Source organism: Levilactobacillus spicheri DSM 15429 (assembly GCF_001435095.1).
In the GTDB taxonomy this organism is placed as follows: Bacteria; Bacillota; Bacilli; order Lactobacillales; family Lactobacillaceae; genus Levilactobacillus; species Levilactobacillus spicheri.
Window position 1 is genome coordinate 137,332 of record NZ_AZFC01000016.1, and the last position, 19,294, is coordinate 156,625.

Below are 19,294 nucleotides of genomic sequence, written 5' to 3' on the forward strand. Positions count from 1 at the left end.
ATCGAATTGATATTACTTAATTACTATAACGGGTTTTGCATAAAAATACAAGTAATATTTGAAAATTCATTCAAATATTTGTGAATTGGTTCCCTCACCCTCCTATCTCAAAACATGCTATAATAGCCGCACGAATTTAAAATGCTTTGGAGGTTACGCAATGACGCGTCACAAAACCTTTCGGTTGGTCGTCGATGCCCTGCTTATGGCCATCGTCCTCCTACAGAATATTCTTCCATTTCTTGGCTACATTCCCCTCGGTCCCTTCAGCATGACCCTGATTGGGCTGACCGTCATCGTCGCCGGGACCGCCCTGGGACCGCGGGACGGGGCCCTCATCGGGGGCTTCTGGGGACTGATCACCTTTATTCGGGCTTTTACCTGGCCCTCTAGCCCGGTCGCCCCGCTGGTCTTTACCAACCCGTTGATTTCCATCCTGCCCCGTCTCTTAATGGGCCTGCTGGCCGGTTGGCTCTTCACCTGGGGACGCCAACGCTGGTCGACCGGCAACGCCATGCGGCTGGCCGCCGGTTGCGCGGCCCTGGTGAACAGCCTGCTAGTGCTCGGACTGGTCTACGTCTTCTATCAGACGCCCGCCGTGGCGACCGCCTTTGGGGCGACCGGCAACCAGACCCTGGGCTACGTTCTGATGATCTCACTGGTCACCAACGCCGTTCCCGAACTCCTGCTCGACGTTCTGGTCGCCCCGCTGATTGCCCGACCGTTGCGCCGTAAGTGGGACCAACTAACATCTTAACGGATAGTGCTAGTTAAGTGGCGGCTGTCGCTTGCTTCCGCTCAGCGCCATCCGTTTAGTGATTCCCAACATAAATAAAAGCAGACAGGAAATTCTCAAAAATGAGCGTTTCCCGTCTGCTTTTTCGCATCCACGTAAGGTCCCCCGCTGGTTTTAGCTGGAGATACAAAAAAACTCACCGCCAATCAGCGATGAGCCAGCTTAGTGCGCCCGGAGGGAATCGAACCCCCATTTCAAGAACCGGAATCTTACGTGCGATCCATTACACTACGGGCGCATCACACGAGTTGTTCCTTTAACAGAACACTAACTACTATAACCGACCCCGGTTCGAATTTCAAGGGGCAAAATCAGTTTTTTCTAAAAACGCCTTACGCGTAAACCACGGTCACGCCCGACAGGGAAACGTGTCCCTGGACGATCACCGTGGGGCCGGCACTGGCGACCGGGGCCCCCTTGACCTCGACACCGCCGAGGCTCGGATCAACGTTCAGCTTCACGTTCCAGGTCCGCGGAAAGTACAGTTCCACGCCCCCCAGCGACACGTTCAGGTTAATCACGGCCCCAGTCGGCGCGACCTGGACCTCGTCAAAGTAGAGCTTCGCGTTGCCCATGCGCACGTTAATGTCGGCGCGCTGGAAGTCCTGCGATTGCAGGTAGCGGATGCTGTTCCCCATGTTCACGTTCACCCCGACCTGTGACTCGTCGGTGGTCATCCGGTCGACCCGCTCGGTCGCATCCCCGTGATGGAAGGTCGTGTGCGTCTCGTACCTAAAAAAATGGCGAGGACTCACCAGCAGCGACAGCCCAATCGTTAAGAACAACGCCGCCCCCAGGATGGTCCACGGCACCAGCGCCGTAATCCCCAACGGTTTGGCAAACACGATGGCTAAGAACGCCAGGCTGAAGACACTTCCGCCAATGCTGCGGTGGGCCAGATTGTAGACCAGCATGGCCACCAAGAAGATCCCCACTAAGAGTTGCCAGAAGCCAAAGCGGACCGGTAACAGCCCGAGCTGTCCGACCACCAGGAGAACCGCTCCGACGAGAAAGAACGTCCCCCAAAACCAATTTCGCTGTAATCGCATTTAGATTACCCCTTTCGTTCTAAGACCCGCTTCAGGGCCCCGTAATACCGCCGTGACACGTAGAGTTGCTTGTGTGAGTGCTGAAACCGAACCAGGTTCCCCGTCAGCGACTTGCTGAGCGACGCAACCTGCTCACTGTTCAAAATGGCCGACTTGGAGGCCCGGACAAAGGTCGCCGGCAGCTCCGTCGCCAACTTGTACAGGGGGACCCGCGTGGTCAGGACCCGGTCCGCCGTGTGGATCATCACCTGGTGCCCCGCAGACTCACAGAATAGGATATCCGCTACGACGACGCGCTCCTGGTGCCCCCGCAGACTCACGGTCAACTGCGCGGCGGGACCACCCATGGTCGCAAGGGTCTTCACCAACGCGGCCGTCTCCGCCGTTTCTGCCGGGACCCGGACCACGACCTCGGGGGCCGGCAACGTCGGATCCACTTCCACTCTGACCTTCACACGATTCCCTCCCTTTCCGTTGAATCTAGTACACCACAGCCGCCGTCCAAAGTAAATCGTCCCGGCATGACGGGGCCGTTTACCGTCCTGACCGGTCACGGTAACGTCAGCCACCGGTCAATTTCCCCCGTTAGCTGATAGAATACGTGACGTTTGGGCGAACTCTGTTATGATAGTGCTAGTCAAATGGCTAATCGTTTGCGGGGAAGACATATTGTTTGACCTGTTTTGACCATAGCGGTAAACTAACACCATGTTAGCAATCGCTAGCCATTCTACGTTAAAAACTAAGGAGGCTATCTCGTCATGAATTTAGTACCAACGGTTATTGAACAATCATCCCGTGGTGAACGGGCTTATGATATTTATTCACGACTTTTAAAAGACCGGATCATCATGCTTTCCGGTCCCATCGAAGATGACATGGCCAATGCAATCATTGCCCAATTACTCTTCTTGGATGCACAAGATTCCACGAAGGACATTTCCTTGTACATCAACTCTCCTGGTGGTGTCGTTTCTTCCGGCTTAGCCATTTACGATACCATGAACTTCATCCAATCCGACGTGCAAACGATTACGTTGGGGATGGCAGCTTCCATGGCCAGCGTCTTGGCTTCTTCCGGTACCAAGGGGAAGCGGTTCGCCTTACCACACGCCCAAGTCATGATTCACCAACCTTCTGGTGGTGCGCAAGGGCAACAAACCGAAATCGAAATTGCGGCGCGGGAAATCTTGAAGACCCGGAAGTTGATCAACCAAATCTTGGCCGACAACTCCGGTCAACCAATCGAACGCATCAACAAGGACACCGAACGGGACAACTACCTGAGTGCCCAAGACGCTGTCGATTACGGTCTGATCGACCACATCATGACCAACAGCAACGAACAAAAGAAGTAATCCTTGCGTTCAGCAAAAAACGTCACGTTAAGTGGCGTTTTTTTTGTGCCGATTTTAGGAATGACTGGGGCCCTGCTCGGCCCATCGACCACGCTTCCCAAATTTTTTTCGCTAAAAAAGGAGATTCCGCCGGGATGTGACGGAACCTCCTTTTAGTGACGCCACCATTCCAAGTGCGCCACCGTTGCTCAGCTCATTAGTTTTTAAAGGAATGAATGGGCGCCGGGATGTGACCGCCACGGGCGATGAACGCCTGCGGCTGGCTCGGGTTGACCGGCATCACGGGTGCCCGACCGAACAGGCCGCCGAATTCGACCTGGTCACCCACCGTTTTGCCGGGTGCGGGAATCACCCGGACTGCGGTGGTCTTGTTGTTGATCATCCCGATGGCCGCCTCGTCGGCAATCATGCCGCTGATGCTGGCCGCGCTGGTGTCGCCGGGGATGGCGATCATGTCCAGCCCCACGGAGCAGACCGCCGTCATCGCCTCCAGCTTTTCCAAGCCTAACCGGCCCGCCTCGACGGCCCGAATCATTTCGGCGTCCTCGGAGACCGGAATGAAGGCGCCGGACAGCCCCCCGACGTGTTCACAGGCCATGACACCGCCCTTCTTGACCGCGTCGTTCAGCAGGGCCAGCGCCGCCGTGGTGCCGGGAGCGCCCACGCTCTCCAAGCCGATTTCTTCCAGGATCTCCGCGACCGAGTCTCCCTCGTTCGGGGTCGGCGCCAACGACAGATCGACGATGCCGAAGGGCACCCCGAGCCGCTGTGACGCCACGGTACCCACGAACTGGCCCATCCGGGTCACCTTAAAGGCGGTCTTCTTGATCTGCTCGGAGACCACGTCGATGCGTTGTCCACGCACCTGTTCGAGGGCCCGTTTGACCACGCCGGGGCCACTGATACCGACGTTGATGATGCGGTCCGCCTCGCCGACCCCGTGGAAGGCCCCGGCCATGAAGGGGTTGTCCTCCACGGCATTGGCGAAGACCACCAGTCCCATGCAATTGACCGGGTCGATGGCCGCGGTCTGCTTGATGATGCGGCCCAGCTCCCCGACCGCGTCCAGATTGATGCCGGCCCGCGTGGACCCAATGTTGACCGAGCTGCAGACCCGACTGGTCTCCGCTAACGCCTGGGGAATCGACGCAATCAGCTTTCGGTCCCCGGATTGATAGCCCTTCTGGACCAGCGCCGAGAAGCCCCCGATCAGGTCGACCCCGATGGCCTGAGCCGCCGCCTCCATCGTTTGGGCGTAGGCCACGTAGTCGGTATCGCCACTCGCCGCCGCGACCAGGGCAATCGGCGTCACGGAGATGCGCTTGTTGATGATGGGAATCCCGTATTCCGTTTGGATCTCCCCGGCGACCTTGACCAGGTCCTGGGCACTCGTGGTGATCTTATCGTAAATCTTCTGCCGGGCCTTGGCGCCATCACTGTCGATACAGTCGAGTAGCGAGATGCCCATGGTAATCGTCCGAATGTCCAGATTTTCCTCATCAATCATCTGGATGGTCTCAAGAATTGATCGACTTTCCATCTGCTGCCTCCTAAATCTTCTGAATGGCGTCAAAGACCGACTGCCGTTGGACCCGAATCGTCAGGTCATTCCGTTGCCCCAGCGCGGTCAGGGCCTGCTTCGCATCGGCCAGGCTGAGTTGCTGGTCGTCCCATTCGGCCAAGAGCATCATGGTAAAGCTCTGATCCATGATGGTTTGCGACATATCCACAATGTTAATGTTGAGCTTCGTCAGTTCGGTCGCCACCGCGGCCACGATTCCCACGTGGTCATTTCCAATGACCGTTACAATCACTCTCATCATTGACGCCTCCTAAGTGCGTTTCGTGTGTTGATTCCATGATAGCATGCCCCTCGTGAAAGCGCACTCACCATTTTGACGGCCGCAAAAAAGGACCCCGACAGGTTCGTCGACGTCCCGCATCCCCAAGCGAGTTAAGCCGTGGCTTCCCCCTCGCGGAGTTGTTTTGCATAATCGTTGATTTTTCGGAGCCGGTGGTTGATTCCCGACTTGGAAATCGGTCCCCCGGGAACCAGGTCGCCCAATTCCTTCAGGCTGACCTCCCGGTGGGCCAGCCGGGTCTCGGCGACCTCACGCAGCTTGGTCGGGAGTTGGCCCAACCCCACCGTGGCCTCGATGAACTGAATGTTGTCGATCTGCCGGGTCGACGCGTTGGCCACCTTATCTAGGTTGGCACTTTCGCAATTGACCAAGCGGTTGACCGAGTTGCGCATGTCCCGCATGATCCGGACGTCCTCGAACTTCAGCATCGCCGTCGTCGCCCCAATCAGGGACAGGAAGTTGGCGATCTTCTCGGCGCCCTTCAGGTAGGTGATGTACCCGCTACGGCGCACGATGGTCCGCGCGTTGAGGTCGTAGCGGTTCATCATCTCGGCAATCATCTGGTTGTGCTCCTCGTACAGGGAGTAAATCTCCAGGTGGTACCGGCTGGTCTCCGGATTATTGACGGAGCCCCCGGCCAGAAAGGCCCCTCGCAGGTACGACCGAATCTGCAGGTCCGAGTTGAGGATCTCGTCCGGGACCGACTCCGAGAGTTGGACCCCGTCAAAGATGCCCAGGTCGGACAGCACCTTGGTCACGCCGGTCTTGACCCGCACGATGTAGAGGTTGTTTTTCTTGAGTTTCATTTTCCGCCGCACTAAGAGCTCACTCTCCAGATCGTAGAACTGCTTGAGCAGTTGGTACATCCGGCGCGCGATGGCGGGATTTTCCGTTTGCACGTTTAAGACGAAGTGGTGGTGCGCCAAGCCCAACGCCCCGTTCATCCGGATCAACGCGACCAATTCGGCCTTGGCGTTGGCCCGGTGAACCTCGAGCGTGGTCAGCTCCTTCTTTACTTCACTGGCATAGGACATGGTTAAGACCCCCGATTCAGGCGATAGCGCGGCTGGCCAATCAGGTTCAAGAGTTCGGAAACGACCTCTTGTCCGTTATGAAAAGCCCCGTTATCGCGTAGTTGTAAGAAGTCCGTGGAGATGACCCGGCACCCCTGATCACGGAGACCCTGGAAGTCATGTCGCACGGGCTGGGACATTTCGTTCCAGCGTTGATAGTCGATGTACTGGTCGGGCACCTTACGGGTGTTAACCAGGACGGTATCGATAAAGTTGGTGTGCAGGTGGTCGTTGAGCACCCGCACGTGGTCGGCGTCGGTGAAGTTTTCGGTTTCACCCTTTTGCGTCATGATGTTACAGATATAGACGACCTCGGCCTGGCTCTGCACCACGGCCTGGCCGACACTGTCAATCATCAGGTTGGGGAGGATGCTGGTAAACAGGCTCCCGGGACCCAAGACAATCTGGTCGGCGTTCATGATGGCGTCGATCACCGGTTGGACGGCGTGGGGCTGTTGATGGTGGTCACTCGTTTCGACCCACACCCGTTTGATCAGCTTATGGGCAGCGGTGATCTCCGACTCCCCGCTCAGGGTGCTGCCATCCGCAAATTGCGCGTGCAGCTCCAAGGGTTCGTTGGCGGCCGGGTAGATGTGCCCGTTGACCCGCATCAGCTGTGACAGCTCCTGAACCGCGTCAAAGATGCCCCCCTTCATCTCGGAAAGGGCGGCGATGACTAGGTTGCCAATCGCGTGGCCGGCGAAAAAGTCGTCGGTGGTCTCGAAGCGGTACTGGAAGAGGTCCTTGTAGATGCCGGGTACCTCGGCCAGGGCCACCATCACGTTCCGAATATCTCCAGGCGGCACCACGTTGACGTAGTGGCGAATGATGCCGGACGAACCGCCATCATCGGCCACGGTCACGACCGCCGTGATGTCGACGTCTTGGTCCCGTAGGTTACTCAAAATCACGGGTAACCCGGTTCCCCCGCCAATCACGACGATTTTGGGCCGGTGGCTCTTCATTAAGTCTTTCATGAGCGGTTCGCGGACTCCTTTCTCTTCTCGATATCCCGGTGGGTCACGTGGACGGGGTACTGGTTCCCCAGGGCTTGACCCAACCGTTGGGCCAGGGCGACCGAACGGTGTTGGCCGCCGGTACACCCGATGGCGATCGTCAGGTTGGCCTTGCCCTCCTTCTTATAGCCGGGCACGATGGACTCCAGCAGCTTTAAGAACTGCTGGTAAAAGTCCTCGGTCTGGGGCTGCTTCATCACGTAGTCGTAGACCGGTTGATCCAATCCCGTCTGGTCCCGTAGTTCGGGCAGGTAGTACGGGTTCGGCAGGAAGCGGACGTCCATCACGATGTCGGCATCGATGGGCAGGCCGTACTTGAACCCAAAGGACATCAGCTCAATGTGGAAGGCCTGCGTGGTTTCGGTCTCGTAGTTATGAAAGATCTCTTCGCGCAACTTACGCGGCGAGATGTTGGTGGTGTCGATCACCAGCTGAGCCGCCTGACGAATCGGGGCCAGCAAGCGGCGTTCCCGCTGAATCCCCTCCATGACCCGACCATTCCGGGCCAGCGGGTGCGAGCGCCGGGTCTCCTTGTACCGGGAGACCAGCTCTTCGTCGGACGCGTCGAGGAAAAGAACCTGGGCCTGCATGGTCCCGTGGATGGCGACGTCGTTTAACATCCGCACGACCTCATCGTAAAAGGCCCGCGAGCGCAGGTCGATCACCAGCGCGATCTTGTTTAACTTGCCGGATTCCCGGACCAGGTCCCAAAACTTCGGTAATAAGGTCGGTGGTAAATTATCAATACAGAAGTAACCGAGATCCTCGAAACTTTGCATGGCCACGGTCTTCCCGGCCCCGCTCATTCCGGTAATAATCACTAAATGGAACTTCTCTGTCATGGTTCTCCACCTCTCTGCTCGAAAAAACGTCTTTTAAGAGTATAGCACACCGGGCGTGTCTTTCCTAATCATTATCTTAACGTCCCCCCACGATTCCCGCCAAGAAGTCTCTCCGGTTACGGTTTTGGGCAAACAAAAGAGGCCGTGACCACCGTCACCGCCCCGCTTGGTTTCTTGATGCTCATGCTTTTGCCTAACGACTCCGGGCAATCGCGATCCAAATGGCGTTCACCCCGAAGACCGCAAAGAAAATGGCGATCAACGTGTTCAACGACAGGGCCGCGACCACGGGATTCACGAACAACAGGATGCCGACCACCAGGGTCAAGACGTCCAGAATCGTGGAGATCCAGAAGTAACCCCCACCGAACCGGCGCAGGTGACTGGCCACGACCAGCCGCTCAATCGAGTCCACGATGAACCACAGAGCGAACAGGTAGCCCAACGTCACGATGGCACTGTTCATATCGAAGAAGAACACCACGGCGATCAGGATGTCGAGGATTCCCAGGACCAGGGCAAAATTGGCCCGTACGCCGGTGACCTCGTGTAATTTTTGGTACCCCGCAATGGTGGTCAACCCACTCAGCAGGGCCATAACGGCAAAAATAATGGCTAAGCCCGTGAGGCCAATCTTCGGTGACCGAAACAATCCATAGGCGGCAACCAGGAACAGGATGCCCAGGATGAATTCGCCCCAATCGAAGCCCCAACGGGTACGGTTCATATCAAACATAGGCTTGCATCTCCTCACAACTCCGGCCACTGGTTGACCGGTTTTATCCATTGTACTGGTTTTTGTGACGGGCGACAAGGTTCACACCCGTAAAAAACACGGGCAGACATCAAAGAACGGGGGCCCAACGGCGGTTCGGGGGCGCCCGTTTCGCCACCAAATAGTCGGCGAACGCAAAAGAGCCCGGGACTTTCAGGGCCCCAGACTCCGTTGAAAAGATTCAGCTTAATCCGTCTCAGTCTTCATCCTGGTCTTCCTTGGTCCGGGCGGTATCCCGTTCCAAGACCGGCTTCAGGTACTGACCAGTGTAGCTATTCGGCACCTGCGCCAGCTCCTCGGGCGTGCCGGTCGCCACCACGTGACCGCCGGCTTCCCCACCCTCGGGGCCCAGGTCGATCAGGTGATCGGCCGTCTTGATGACGTCCAGGTTGTGCTCGATGACCAACACCGTGTTGCCCTTGTCGACCAACCGGTGCAGGACCTCCAACAAACGCTTGATGTCGTCGGTGTGCAGTCCCGTGGTCGGTTCGTCGAGGATGTAGAAGTTCTTCCCACTCTGTTGCTTATGCAGCTCGGAAGCCAGCTTCATCCGTTGGGCTTCCCCACCGGACAGGGTCGTCGCCGGTTGTCCCAGCTTGACGTAGCCCAGGCCAACGTCCTTGATGGTTTGCAGCTTCCGGGTGATCTTCGGGATGGCGTCGAAGAAGTCCAGGGCCTCGCTGACGGTCATGTTCAAAACGTCAGCAATGTTCTTGCCCTTGTACTCGACCTCCAGCGTTTCGGAATTGTACCGGGTCCCGTGGCAGACCTCACACGGCACGTACACGTCGGGCAGGAAGTTCATTTCGATCTTTAAAATCCCGTCCCCGTGACAGGCTTCACACCGGCCGCCCTTGGTATTGAAACTAAAGCGGCCCTTCTGGTAACCGCGCAACTTGGCGTCGTTGGTCTGCGCGAAGAGTCCGCGAATGTCGTCGAAGACCCCGGTGTAGGTCGCCGGGTTGCTCCGCGGCGTCCGGCCAATCGGGCTTTGGTCGATATCGACCAGCCGTTCGATGTTCTTGACCCCGGCAATGCTCTGATATTTCCCGGGTTTTTCCGAGTTATGGTTCAGCTTCTGCGCCAACGCGCGCTTCAAGATCGTGTTGACCAGCGTGGACTTCCCGGAACCGGAGACCCCGGTGACCACGACGAACTCGCCTAACGGAAAGTCGACCGTGATATCCTTCAGGTTGTTCTCCGCCGCCCCGGTGACCCGAATCGCCTTGCCGTTCCCGGTTCGCCGGGTCAGCGGTACCGGAATGTACTTCTTGCCGGACAGGTACTGCCCGGTCAGCGACTTACGCGATCGCATGACCTGCTTCGGTGTCCCGGCGGCCATCACGTGGCCCCCGTTCTCCCCGGCACCCGGGCCGATGTCGACGATGTAGTCAGCGGCCCGCATGGTGTCCTCGTCGTGCTCAACCACGATCAGGGTGTTCCCCAGATCGCGCATCTGCTTCAGAGAGGCGATCAGCCGGTCGTTATCCCGCTGGTGCAACCCAATCGAGGGTTCGTCCAGGATATAGAGCACCCCGGACAGGTTCGAGCCGATTTGCGTCGCCAGCCGGATTCGTTGGGCTTCCCCACCGGAAAGCGTTCGAGCGGAACGACTGAGCGTCAGGTAATCCAACCCGACGTTGCGCAGGAAGGTCAGCCGGTCCCGAATCTCCTTCAAGATCGGTTGGGCGACGACCTGGTCCTGTTCGCCGAACGACAGGTCCTGGAAGAAGTGCAGTTCCTTGTCGACGGGCAGGTCGGAGACTTCCCCGATGTGTTGGCCGTCGATCTTGACACTCAAGGCCTGACGGTTCAACCGGTAGCCGTGGCAGGTGCTGCAGGTCAGTTCCGTCATGTACTTACGCATCACGTCTCGGGTAAAGTCACTGTTGGTTTCCTTGTAGCGCCGGTTGATGTTGGGCACGACCCCTTCGAAGGCCACGTCCACGTCCCGGACGCCCCCGAAGTCATTTTGGTAATGGAAGTGGAACTCCTTGCCCTGTGACCCGTACAGCACCAGGTCACGGTCGGCCTTCGACAGGTCCTTGAACGGCGTGTCCATGTCGACGTCAAAGGCGTCACAGGCCTGTTCCAGCAAGGCGGGGTAGTACTGCGAACTGATCGGATTCCAGGGCGCCAAGGCCCCTTCCCGCAGCGTCTTCGTCTTATCGGGCACGACCAAGTCCAGGTCGACCTCCAGCTTGACCCCCAGTCCGTCACAGTCGGGGCAGGCCCCGAACGGCGCGTTAAAGGAGAACAAGCGCGGTTCCAGTTCGCCCACGGTAAACCCACAGACCGGGCAGGCGTAGTATTCGGAAAAGATCAACGGCTCCCCGTCGATCACGTCCGCAATCGCGTAGCCACCACTTAACCGCAGCGCGGCTTCGAACGAGTCGAACAACCGGGACCGCACGCCCTTCTTGACCACGATTCGGTCAATCACGATGGCGATGTCGTGCCGTTGGTTCTTGTTCAGTTCGGGCACGTCGTCGATGTCTTGAATCTCACCGTCGACCCGGACCCGGACGAACCCTTCCCGCCGAATCTTCTCAAAGATCTGCTTATGCTGGCCCTTCTTGTCCCGCACGATGGGGGACAGGACCTGGAGCTTAGTCCGTTCGGGCAACGCGAGGACCTGGTCGACCATCTGCTCGACGCTTTGACTGGTAATCTTCGTACCGTCGTTCGGACAGATGGGGGTGCCGACCCGGGCCCACAGGAGCCGCAGGTAATCGTTGATTTCCGTGACGGTCCCCACGGTCGACCGGGGGTTCTTCGAGGTGGTCTTCTGATCGATCGAGATGGCCGGACTCAGCCCATCGATGGAATCGACGTCGGGCTTGTCCATCTGGCCCAGAAATTGCCGGGCGTAGGACGACAGGCTCTCCACGTAGCGCCGTTGCCCTTCCGCGTACAACGTATCAAAGGCCAGCGAACTCTTCCCGGAACCGGAAAGACCACTAATGACCACGAGTTTATTTTTGGGAATCGTGACGTCAATGTTCTTTAAGTTATGGGCCCGGGCCCCGTGAATCACAATTTTATCGTTTAACAAATCTGCATCCTCCTAACGCCTAGTCGCCGATCTCCGTCTTCATGTCCATAATGGTATCCCGCAACGACGCCGCCTGTTCGAAGTCCAACTTCTTGGCCGCGGCCCGCATCTGGTCTTCCAACCGGGCAATCAACTTTTCTTGTTCGTCCTTGCTCATCGACTCGAAGTCGTTTTCCACAAAGTCGTCGCTCTCACCACTATCGTCGCTCGGCTTGGTCACCGCGATCAGGTCGCGAATCGGCTTAATGATGGTCTTTGGCGTAATCCCGTGCTTCTGGTTATAGGCGATCTGAATCTTCCGCCGCCGCGCCGTTTCGTCCATGGCCGCCTGCATCGATTCCGTGACGGTGTCCGCGTACATGATGACGTGCCCGTGGGAGTTCCGCGCGGCCCGCCCAATCGTCTGGATCAACGACCGTTCGTTCCGCAAGAAGCCTTCCTTGTCGGCATCCAAAATGGCAATCAGTGAGACTTCGGGGATATCGATGCCTTCCCGCAACAGGTTAATGCCGACCAACACGTCGTACTTGCCCAGCCGCAGGTCCCGCATGATGGCGGTCCGCTCCAGAGTCTTGATGTCCGAGTGCAGATAGGCGACCTTGATACCCAAGTCCTTCAGATAATCGGTCAGGTCTTCGGCCATCTTCTTGGTCAGCGTCGTCACGAACGTCCGCTCGTTGGCCTCGACCCGTTGGTTAATTTCACCGACCAGGTCATCCATTTGCCCCATGATTGGTCGGACCTCAATCGTCGGATCCAGTAAGCCGGTTGGCCGAATGATCTGCTGAACCACGTGCTTCGTCTGGGCTTCTTCGTAAGGCCCCGGCGTCGCGGACATGTACACGACCTGATTGATGTGCTTTTCAAATTCACTGAGCTTCAGTGGTCGGTTATCCAGGGCACTGGGCAGCCGGAAGCCGTAATCGACCAGCTGCTGCTTCCGGGCCTGGTCCCCGTTGTACATCCCCCGGACCTGCGGCATCGTGACGTGGGATTCGTCGACGACCAGCAAGAAGTCCTTGGGGAAGAAGTCGAGCAGCGTGTACGGCGGCTCGCCGGGTTTGCGGCCATCCATCCAGCGCGAATAGTTTTCGATCCCGCTGGTGTAGCCCATTTCCCGCATCATTTCGACGTCGTAGGTGGTCCGTTGCTTCAGCCGTTGGGCCTCCAACAACTTGCCCTGACCCTCCAGTTCGGCGACCCGGTCCTTCAGTTCGCCCTCGATGCCTTCGGTGGCCTTAGCCATGATGTCATCGTTGGTCATAAAGTGGGTCGCCGGGAAGATGGCGACGTGTTCGCGGTCGCCCACAATTTCCCCGGTCAGCGCGTCGACCTCCCGAATCCGGTCGATCTCGTCGCCGAAGAACTCGATGCGTAGGGCCCGTTCGTCCCGAGACGCTGGGAAGATCTCCACCACGTCCCCGTGGACCCGGAAGCGGCCCCGCTGAAAGTCATAGTCGTTGCGCTCGAACTGAATGTTGACCAGTTTCCGTAACAGCGCGTCCCGTTCGATCTCTTGGCCCACTCGCAGGGAGACCACGTGGTTCTTATACTCGGTGGGGTCCCCTAAACCAAAGATGGAGGACACGGAGGCCACCACGATCACGTCGTTGCGTTCCAACAGCGAGCTGGTCGCCGAGTGCCGAAGCTTATCGATTTCGTCGTTGATCGACGAATCCTTTTCGATGTAGGTATCGCTCGACGGCACGTACGCCTCGGGCTGGTAATAATCATAGTAACTCACGAAGTATTCCACCGCGTTGTGCGGGAAGAACTGCTTGAATTCCCCGTAAAGCTGGCCGGCCAACGTCTTGTTGTGTGACAGCACCAGCGTGGGCTTGTTCACGTTCTTGATGACGTTAGAAATGGTGAACGTCTTCCCCGTCCCGGTGGCCCCCAGCAGAATCTGAGCCTTTTCGTGGTCTTCGATGCCCTGTGTTAGTTGGGCAATGGCCTCGGGTTGGTCCCCCGTCGGCTGATAATTTGAAACCAAATCAAACTTGCGATCCGTTTGACGATCGATCATGGTCGCTACCCCCTTGTCCCATCAAATTTATCTTTTCACAGCGAAAAAATGGGAAACTCAGCGCTCCCCATGTCGTTCAAATATTCTACCATACCGAACATACTTTCGCCAGTTTGCCGTTCCGTCAGGCAAACTTATCCTGATAGATGGTCACGTTCGCGGTCCGTTCGCCCCGAACCACCGTTGTGCGTTGGACCGCGGTCAGTCCCTGGCCTTCCCAGAAGGCCGGGGCGGTACGGTCCCCCATGAAGACGCTGAGCTGAAGCTGGACCGCGTCGGCGGCCTTCAGCGTCTCAACCAGGCTCTGGTACAACGCGGCCTGCCGGTCAGCCGTTAGCTGCGCATCCGGCAACCAGAGGCCCAGCCAGACCAGGCTAGGCAACGGGTAGTCCACGATCAGGTCCACCAGCAGGACCAGCTGCCCCTGTTCGAAGACCCCCAGGTAGGTCTTCTGGTCGGCCGTTGCGTTTAACGGCACGTCGTCCAGGTCCTGGATGGCCTCGCGCCGGGTGACCGGGTGATCCTGAAAGTGTTCAAAATAAGCCGGATGCTTCACCTGAAACTGGTAGATCAGGTCGTCATCGGCGTGCGTCAGTTCGCGGACCGTGGTGCCGGTCAGCGCGTGATTCCAAACGGTTGCTAATTCCATGTCATGACTCCTTTGTTTTGTCTGCCAACAGGTGGTTGGTCAGGGCTGCCAACTTCTGTCGGTCGCTGAAGTCGGTCGCCAATAGTTCCGGCAAGACCGACTTCAGGAAGTACTGCACACAGGCCATCCGCTGAAAGGTCAGGATGGTCGTCAGACTTTCCTTATAGATTTCGGTATACACGGGTTCGGGATTACCCTTTTGAATCTCGCCGAAGGATTCGTACAACAGGTCGACCTTATCCGCAACGGACAGGATCTGACCCTCCAACGTGGCGTCCTTGCCCTCACCTAACCGGCGCCGGTACACGTCCTGGAACTCCGCCGGAATCTCATTTTGAATGAAGTTTTCGGTCAGCGAGTCCTCGACGTCGGCCAACATGTGCCGCAACTCGGGCGTGGCGTACTTGACCGGGGTCTTGATGTCCCCAATGAACCGCTCGGTGTAGTCGTGGTTTAAGGACTTCTCGTACAGCAGCCGCCAGTTGACTTGGTTACCGGCCTGTTCCTCTACGTCCCCCAGGAACTGGGCCACCTCGGCCACCTTAAAGGAATGGGCGGCAACCGAGTGCTGCTCGAACTTAAAGTACCCCGGTGCCCGGTTGATCGTTTCCAAATCGCTCAAACTCTGTAAAAACTGATTCATGCCCATGTTGTGTCTACTCCCTTTCTGCCAATGCTGGCCACGACCAGTCGTTTTCCCAACCGCCGTGGCGTATTACTTTAAGAATACCACGACTGTTCCGGAAGGGGGGGCCCGGTGATTCAAAATTCTGCGCTGGCGGCCAACCGCCGGCAGAAAACCAGTTCCCGATGGGCGGCGGTTCCACGGCTACCTCGCTGGCTCCCACCGTGAGCCGCCAATTGATCCACCAAAAAAGCCGTCTCAATCGTCTAAATAGACAATTGAAACGGCTCGCTTGATAATTGCTTATTTTGTCGTTCGCTCAACCAGCCTTAGTCCGTGGCAGCTTGCGACTTCAAGGATTCCAGGTAACTGAAGGCTGCTTGGCCCGCAGTGCCCCCTTCACCCACGGCCGTGGTAATCTGCCGCAGGTCCTTTTGCCGCACGTCCCCGATGGCAAAGATGCCCGGTACCGCCGTCGCCATGTGGTCATCGGTGATGATCCAGCCGGCGTCGTCCGTGATGCCTAAGCCCGTGAAGGCGGCCGTCATCGGCAAGGTCCCGACGTAGATGAAGACCCCCGCCGCATCCAAGTGACCGGTCTCGCCGGTCTGGTTGTTGTGCGTCGCCACGCCGGTGACCTTCATGTCATCGCCTTGGATCTCCGTCACGTTGGTGTTCCAAACAAATTCAATCTTGTCGTTGGCAAAGGCCCGGTCCTGAATGACCTTTTGCGCCCGTAGTTGGTCCCGGCGAACCACGATGGTCACCTTGGAAGCCAACCCGGCCAGGTAGAGACCTTCTTCAACGGCGGAGTCCCCGCCACCCACGACGATCACTTCGCGGTTCTTAAAGAACGCCCCGTCGCAGACCGCGCAGTAGGAGACCCCACGGCCGCCGTATTCATCCTCGCCCGGTACCTTGAGCTTCTTATACTCAGAGCCCGTCGCAATGATCACGGCCTTGGCGCTGTAGTCCCCATCGTCGGTCTTGACGACCTTGTGGTCCCCGTGGTCTTCGATGGCTTCGACACTGCCATAAGCGAATTCGGCGCCGAACTGGGTCGACCCCTCGTACATGTCCTTGGCCAGGTCGGGTCCTAAGACCGACTTGAAGCCCGGATAGTTTTCAATGGCCGCCGTATTATTCATTTGCCCGCCGTAAATTCCCCGGTCGAGCATCAGGACCGACAGGTTGGCCCGTGACGCATACAGCGCCCCGGTCATCCCGCCGGGTCCGGCACCAATTACAATGACGTCATAGTTTTTCAAGCTGACGACTCCCTTCCGAATATCTTAGTATGAATGACACTTTACTATTAAAAAGTAAGTTTGTCACCTATTTTGACTCCGGCTTTTTCGCATCTTCGGTGGTTAGCTGTTGGCCCAGCTGCTTGATGTAGGCCCGCAATTGGTCCTTGGTTTCGGGATGGTTCAAACCATACTCGATGTTGGTCTTTAACCAGCCGAACTTGTTGCCGACGTCGTAACGCTTGCCCTTGTACTCGTGAGCGAAGACCCGTTGCGTCTTGTTCAGGTTGTCAATGGCGTCGGTCAGCTGCAATTCGTTGCCCAGCCCAATCTTCGTGTGTTCCAGCGCCTCGAAGATCTCCGGCGTGAACAGGTACCGGCCAATGATGGCCAGGTCACTCGGCGCCTCGTCTGGTTCCGGCTTTTCCACGAAGTTGGTCACGTTGTAGAGGCCCGGTGCGGTCTCCTCGGACGGATTAATGACCCCATACTTCGCGGTGTCCTTGTGTGGAACCCGCATCACGGCCAGCGTGGAGGCCCCGGTCTGTTCGTAACGGTCGATCAATTGCTTGGTCAACGGTACCTTACTGTCGGTCATGTCATCCCCCAGCATCACGACGAACGGTTCGTCGCCGATGAAGGCCTTGGCGGTCAACACGGCATCGCCCAAGCCCCGCGGGTACGGTTGGCGAATGAAGTACAGGTTCATGCCCGTGGTCTCCTGGACCTGCTTGAGCATCTTTTCCTTGTGCTTAGCCTCCAGGTTGGCTTCCAGTTCCGGATTAGAGTCGAAGTGGTCTTCGATGGACCGCTTGGACTTCCCGTCGACGATCACGATATCCTCGATACCGGATTTACGGGCCTCTTCCACGATGAACTGAATCGTGGGCTTATCCACGATGGGCAACATTTCCTTGGCTAAGGCCTTGGTGGCTGGTAAGAAACGGGTCCCCAAACCCGCAGCCGGAATCACAGCTTTTCTGACTTTACGCATAACGACTATCCCTCCTCAGAGACTAAAACCCTTAAAATTCTGCGCGACCCTCGCGTTGCATCAGGTCGGAAATGGCGGTCTTGATATCCTTGCCTTCGTAGAGCACTTGGTAAATGGCTTCGGTAATCGGCATCGACACGCCCCGCTTCTGTGATAACTCGTAAGCGGCCTTGGTAGTGGCGACCCCTTCGATGACCATGCCCATATGGCTGACCACGTCATCGAGCTTCTCGCCGCGGCCCAGTTCGTCACCGGCCCGCCAGTTCCGGGAATTGGAACTCGTGGCGGTGACGATCACGTCGCCGACCCCGGACAACCCAATAAAGGTCATCGGGTCGGCCCCAAAGGACGTTCCCAACCGGGAGATTTCGGCCAGGCCCCGGGTCATCAGAGCGGCCTTGGCGTTGTCGCCGTAGCCCAGGCCGTGTAAGGCCCCGGCGCCCAACGCGATGATGTTCTTCAAGGCGGCGCCGATTTCGACCCCGATCACGTCAGAGTTGGTGTAGACCCGGAAGTAGTTGGTCATGAACAGCTTCTGGGTGTACTTAGCGGCTTCGGGACTGGCACTGGCCGCCGTAATCAACGTCAGGTCATGCCGGGCAACGTCTTCAGCGTGGCTCGGGCCGGACAGTACCGTCACAGCCTTGCGATTGGCTGCCGGGATCTCCTCTTCCAGCACCTGCGAGATTCGCTTGTAGGTGTGTTGTTCGATCCCCTTGCTGGCGTGGATGATCTCCGGTTGATTCTTTTGTTGGACCAGCAATTCGCCGACCTCATGGGCCACCGAACGAACGGCCTTGGTCGGCACAACGAACAGGATGGCGTCCACCCCGTCAATGGCACTGGCCAAGTCGGCGTACGCCACTAACGACTTCGAGAACGTGAAGTCCTTGATGTAGTGACTGTTGGTGTGTTGCGTGTTGAGTTCCTCAACCTGCTTGGGGTTGTAGGACCATAACCGCACATCGTGCCCATTTTCGTCCAAAACACTGGCTAAGATGGAGCCCCAAGAACCGGCACCCAGTACTGCAATTTTCTCTGACATAGTTTGGATTCTCCTTAATTAGATGATTTCACGCGTTCACGGAACGGATTACCGTCCAGGTAGTCGGCCGGTGGTTCCTGTGTTCGCCGACGGTAGACCCAGATGATCGCCGCCCCCACGAAGAGGACGATGGATAAGAGCTGGGATACCCGAATGGTCCCCAACAGCATCAAACTGTCGGTCCGCATCCCTTCAATAAAGAAGCGGCCGAACGAATACCACATGACGTATCCCAGGAAGACCTCGCCCTGCTTAAAGAGCCGGGGAGAGTGCCGCAGACTCATCAGCACCACGAACCCCAGCAGGTCCCAGGTCGATTCGTACAGATAGGTCGGCTGACGGTAGGCCCCCTCGATCAACATCTGATTGATGATCCAATCTGGCAGGTGGAGCCCCTGTAAAAACGACAGACTGGTGATGCGACCAAAGGCTTCCTGATTCATAAAGTTGCCCCAGCGACCGATCGCCTGCCCCAAAATCACGGTCGGCGCGGCGACGTCGAGCATCAGCCACACCGGAATGAACCGCGACCGGCAGAAGAAGAACACCACCAGGCCGGCCCCAATCAGTGACCCGTAGATGGCGATCCCGCCATCCCAGATGGCAATGATCTCCCCGGGGTGTTGCTGATAATACCCCCACTGAAAGACCACGTAGTAGAGCCGGGCCGCAATTAACGCGGCGGGCAGGGCCCACAGAATCATATCATAAATGTCGTCGGGATTGATGCCCCGCCGACGTCCCTCGCGCACGGCCAGGGTGACCGCAATGATCACACCCGTGGCGATGATCACCCCGTACCAGTGGACCGCAATCGGTCCCAAATGAACGGCGATGGGATTGAGGGCCGCTAAAATCGGTGTTAACGTCATTTCCTACCCC

The 19,294-nt window shown here is 57.6% G+C and carries 18 protein-coding genes and 1 tRNA gene; 2 read left to right on the forward strand and 17 right to left on the reverse strand.

All coding sequences use genetic code 11. The features are described from left to right. Window positions 1-160: 160 nt before the first annotated feature. Entirely contained in the window at window positions 161-757 is a 597-nt protein-coding gene (locus tag FD37_RS06385) for an ECF transporter S component (protein ID WP_056964271.1), read from the forward strand. Window positions 758-962: 205 nt separating this feature from the next. Here FD37_RS06385 and FD37_RS06390 read toward each other — a convergent pair. From FD37_RS06390 to FD37_RS06400, 3 genes are all read right to left on the reverse strand, one after another. After that, window positions 963-1,034 (reverse strand) — tRNA-Arg (locus tag FD37_RS06390). 94 nt (window positions 1,035-1,128) lie between these two features. Next, complete coding sequence (locus FD37_RS06395) at window positions 1,129-1,845, reverse strand: LiaF transmembrane domain-containing protein (RefSeq protein WP_056964273.1); 717 nt, start codon at window positions 1,843-1,845, stop codon at window positions 1,129-1,131. Window positions 1,846-1,850: 5 nt separating this feature from the next. Continuing rightward, complete coding sequence (locus tag FD37_RS06400) at window positions 1,851-2,300, reverse strand: LytTR family DNA-binding domain-containing protein (RefSeq protein ID WP_056964275.1); 450 nt, start codon at window positions 2,298-2,300, stop codon at window positions 1,851-1,853. Between the two features lie 306 nt (window positions 2,301-2,606). Between FD37_RS06400 and clpP the strand changes: the two genes are divergently transcribed. Further along, window positions 2,607-3,203, forward strand: a complete 597-nt coding sequence (gene clpP, locus FD37_RS06405; protein ID WP_045807072.1) for an ATP-dependent Clp endopeptidase proteolytic subunit ClpP — start codon at window positions 2,607-2,609, stop codon at window positions 3,201-3,203. A gap of 196 nt (window positions 3,204-3,399) precedes the next feature. On the opposite strand, the gene FD37_RS06410 is transcribed toward clpP, so the two are convergent. From FD37_RS06410 to lgt, 14 genes are all read right to left on the reverse strand, one after another. Beyond that, window positions 3,400-4,743 (reverse strand): PFL family protein, encoded by a 1,344-nt coding sequence (locus FD37_RS06410; protein ID WP_056964277.1) that lies wholly within the window; start codon window positions 4,741-4,743, stop codon window positions 3,400-3,402. 10 nt (window positions 4,744-4,753) lie between these two features. Then, window positions 4,754-5,023, reverse strand: a complete 270-nt coding sequence (locus FD37_RS06415; RefSeq protein ID WP_045807070.1) for an ACT domain-containing protein — start codon at window positions 5,021-5,023, stop codon at window positions 4,754-4,756. A gap of 134 nt (window positions 5,024-5,157) precedes the next feature. Then, window positions 5,158-6,099: a DNA-binding protein WhiA gene (gene whiA / locus FD37_RS06420; protein ID WP_056964279.1), complete on the reverse strand. Its 942-nt coding sequence runs from the start codon at window positions 6,097-6,099 to the stop codon at window positions 5,158-5,160. A gap of 2 nt (window positions 6,100-6,101) precedes the next feature. Next, window positions 6,102-7,115 carry a gluconeogenesis factor YvcK family protein gene (locus tag FD37_RS06425; protein WP_045807068.1) on the reverse strand — a complete coding sequence of 338 codons (1,014 nt, stop codon included), beginning with the start codon at window positions 7,113-7,115 and terminating at the stop codon, window positions 6,102-6,104. Beyond that, a complete protein-coding gene (gene rapZ / locus FD37_RS06430; RefSeq protein WP_056964281.1) occupies window positions 7,112-7,996 on the reverse strand; it encodes an RNase adapter RapZ in 885 nt (294 codons plus the stop codon). Before rapZ ends, FD37_RS06425 begins: the two co-directional genes overlap by 4 nt. Before the next feature lie 193 nt (window positions 7,997-8,189). Then, a complete protein-coding gene (locus FD37_RS06435; protein WP_045807066.1) occupies window positions 8,190-8,732 on the reverse strand; it encodes an HdeD family acid-resistance protein in 543 nt (180 codons plus the stop codon). A gap of 235 nt (window positions 8,733-8,967) precedes the next feature. After that, complete coding sequence (gene uvrA / locus FD37_RS06440; RefSeq protein ID WP_056964283.1) at window positions 8,968-11,826, reverse strand: excinuclease ABC subunit UvrA; 2,859 nt, start codon at window positions 11,824-11,826, stop codon at window positions 8,968-8,970. A gap of 19 nt (window positions 11,827-11,845) precedes the next feature. Beyond that, a complete protein-coding gene (gene uvrB / locus FD37_RS06445; RefSeq protein ID WP_056964286.1) occupies window positions 11,846-13,852 on the reverse strand; it encodes an excinuclease ABC subunit UvrB in 2,007 nt (668 codons plus the stop codon). 124 nt (window positions 13,853-13,976) lie between these two features. Then, window positions 13,977-14,501 carry a hypothetical protein gene (locus tag FD37_RS06450; protein ID WP_056964288.1) on the reverse strand — a complete coding sequence of 175 codons (525 nt, stop codon included), beginning with the start codon at window positions 14,499-14,501 and terminating at the stop codon, window positions 13,977-13,979. Between the two features lies 1 nt (window position 14,502). Further along, window positions 14,503-15,150, reverse strand: coding sequence for a YfbR-like 5'-deoxynucleotidase (locus FD37_RS06455; RefSeq protein ID WP_056964289.1), 648 nt, complete (start codon window positions 15,148-15,150; stop codon window positions 14,503-14,505). A gap of 305 nt (window positions 15,151-15,455) precedes the next feature. Then, complete coding sequence (gene trxB, locus FD37_RS06460; RefSeq protein WP_082078024.1) at window positions 15,456-16,394, reverse strand: thioredoxin-disulfide reductase; 939 nt, start codon at window positions 16,392-16,394, stop codon at window positions 15,456-15,458. Window positions 16,395-16,461: 67 nt separating this feature from the next. After that, the gene (gene galU / locus FD37_RS06465) at window positions 16,462-17,367 is read right to left on the reverse strand and encodes a UTP--glucose-1-phosphate uridylyltransferase GalU (protein ID WP_045807061.1); all 906 of its coding nucleotides are present in this window, start codon (window positions 17,365-17,367) and stop codon (window positions 16,462-16,464) included. A gap of 31 nt (window positions 17,368-17,398) precedes the next feature. Continuing rightward, entirely contained in the window at window positions 17,399-18,412 is a 1,014-nt protein-coding gene (locus tag FD37_RS06470; protein ID WP_045807060.1) for an NAD(P)H-dependent glycerol-3-phosphate dehydrogenase, read from the reverse strand. A 14-nt stretch (window positions 18,413-18,426) separates the two neighbouring features. Continuing rightward, window positions 18,427-19,284, reverse strand: a complete 858-nt coding sequence (lgt, locus tag FD37_RS06475) for a prolipoprotein diacylglyceryl transferase (RefSeq protein ID WP_045807059.1) — start codon at window positions 19,282-19,284, stop codon at window positions 18,427-18,429. Between the last annotated feature and the right edge of the window lie 10 nt (window positions 19,285-19,294).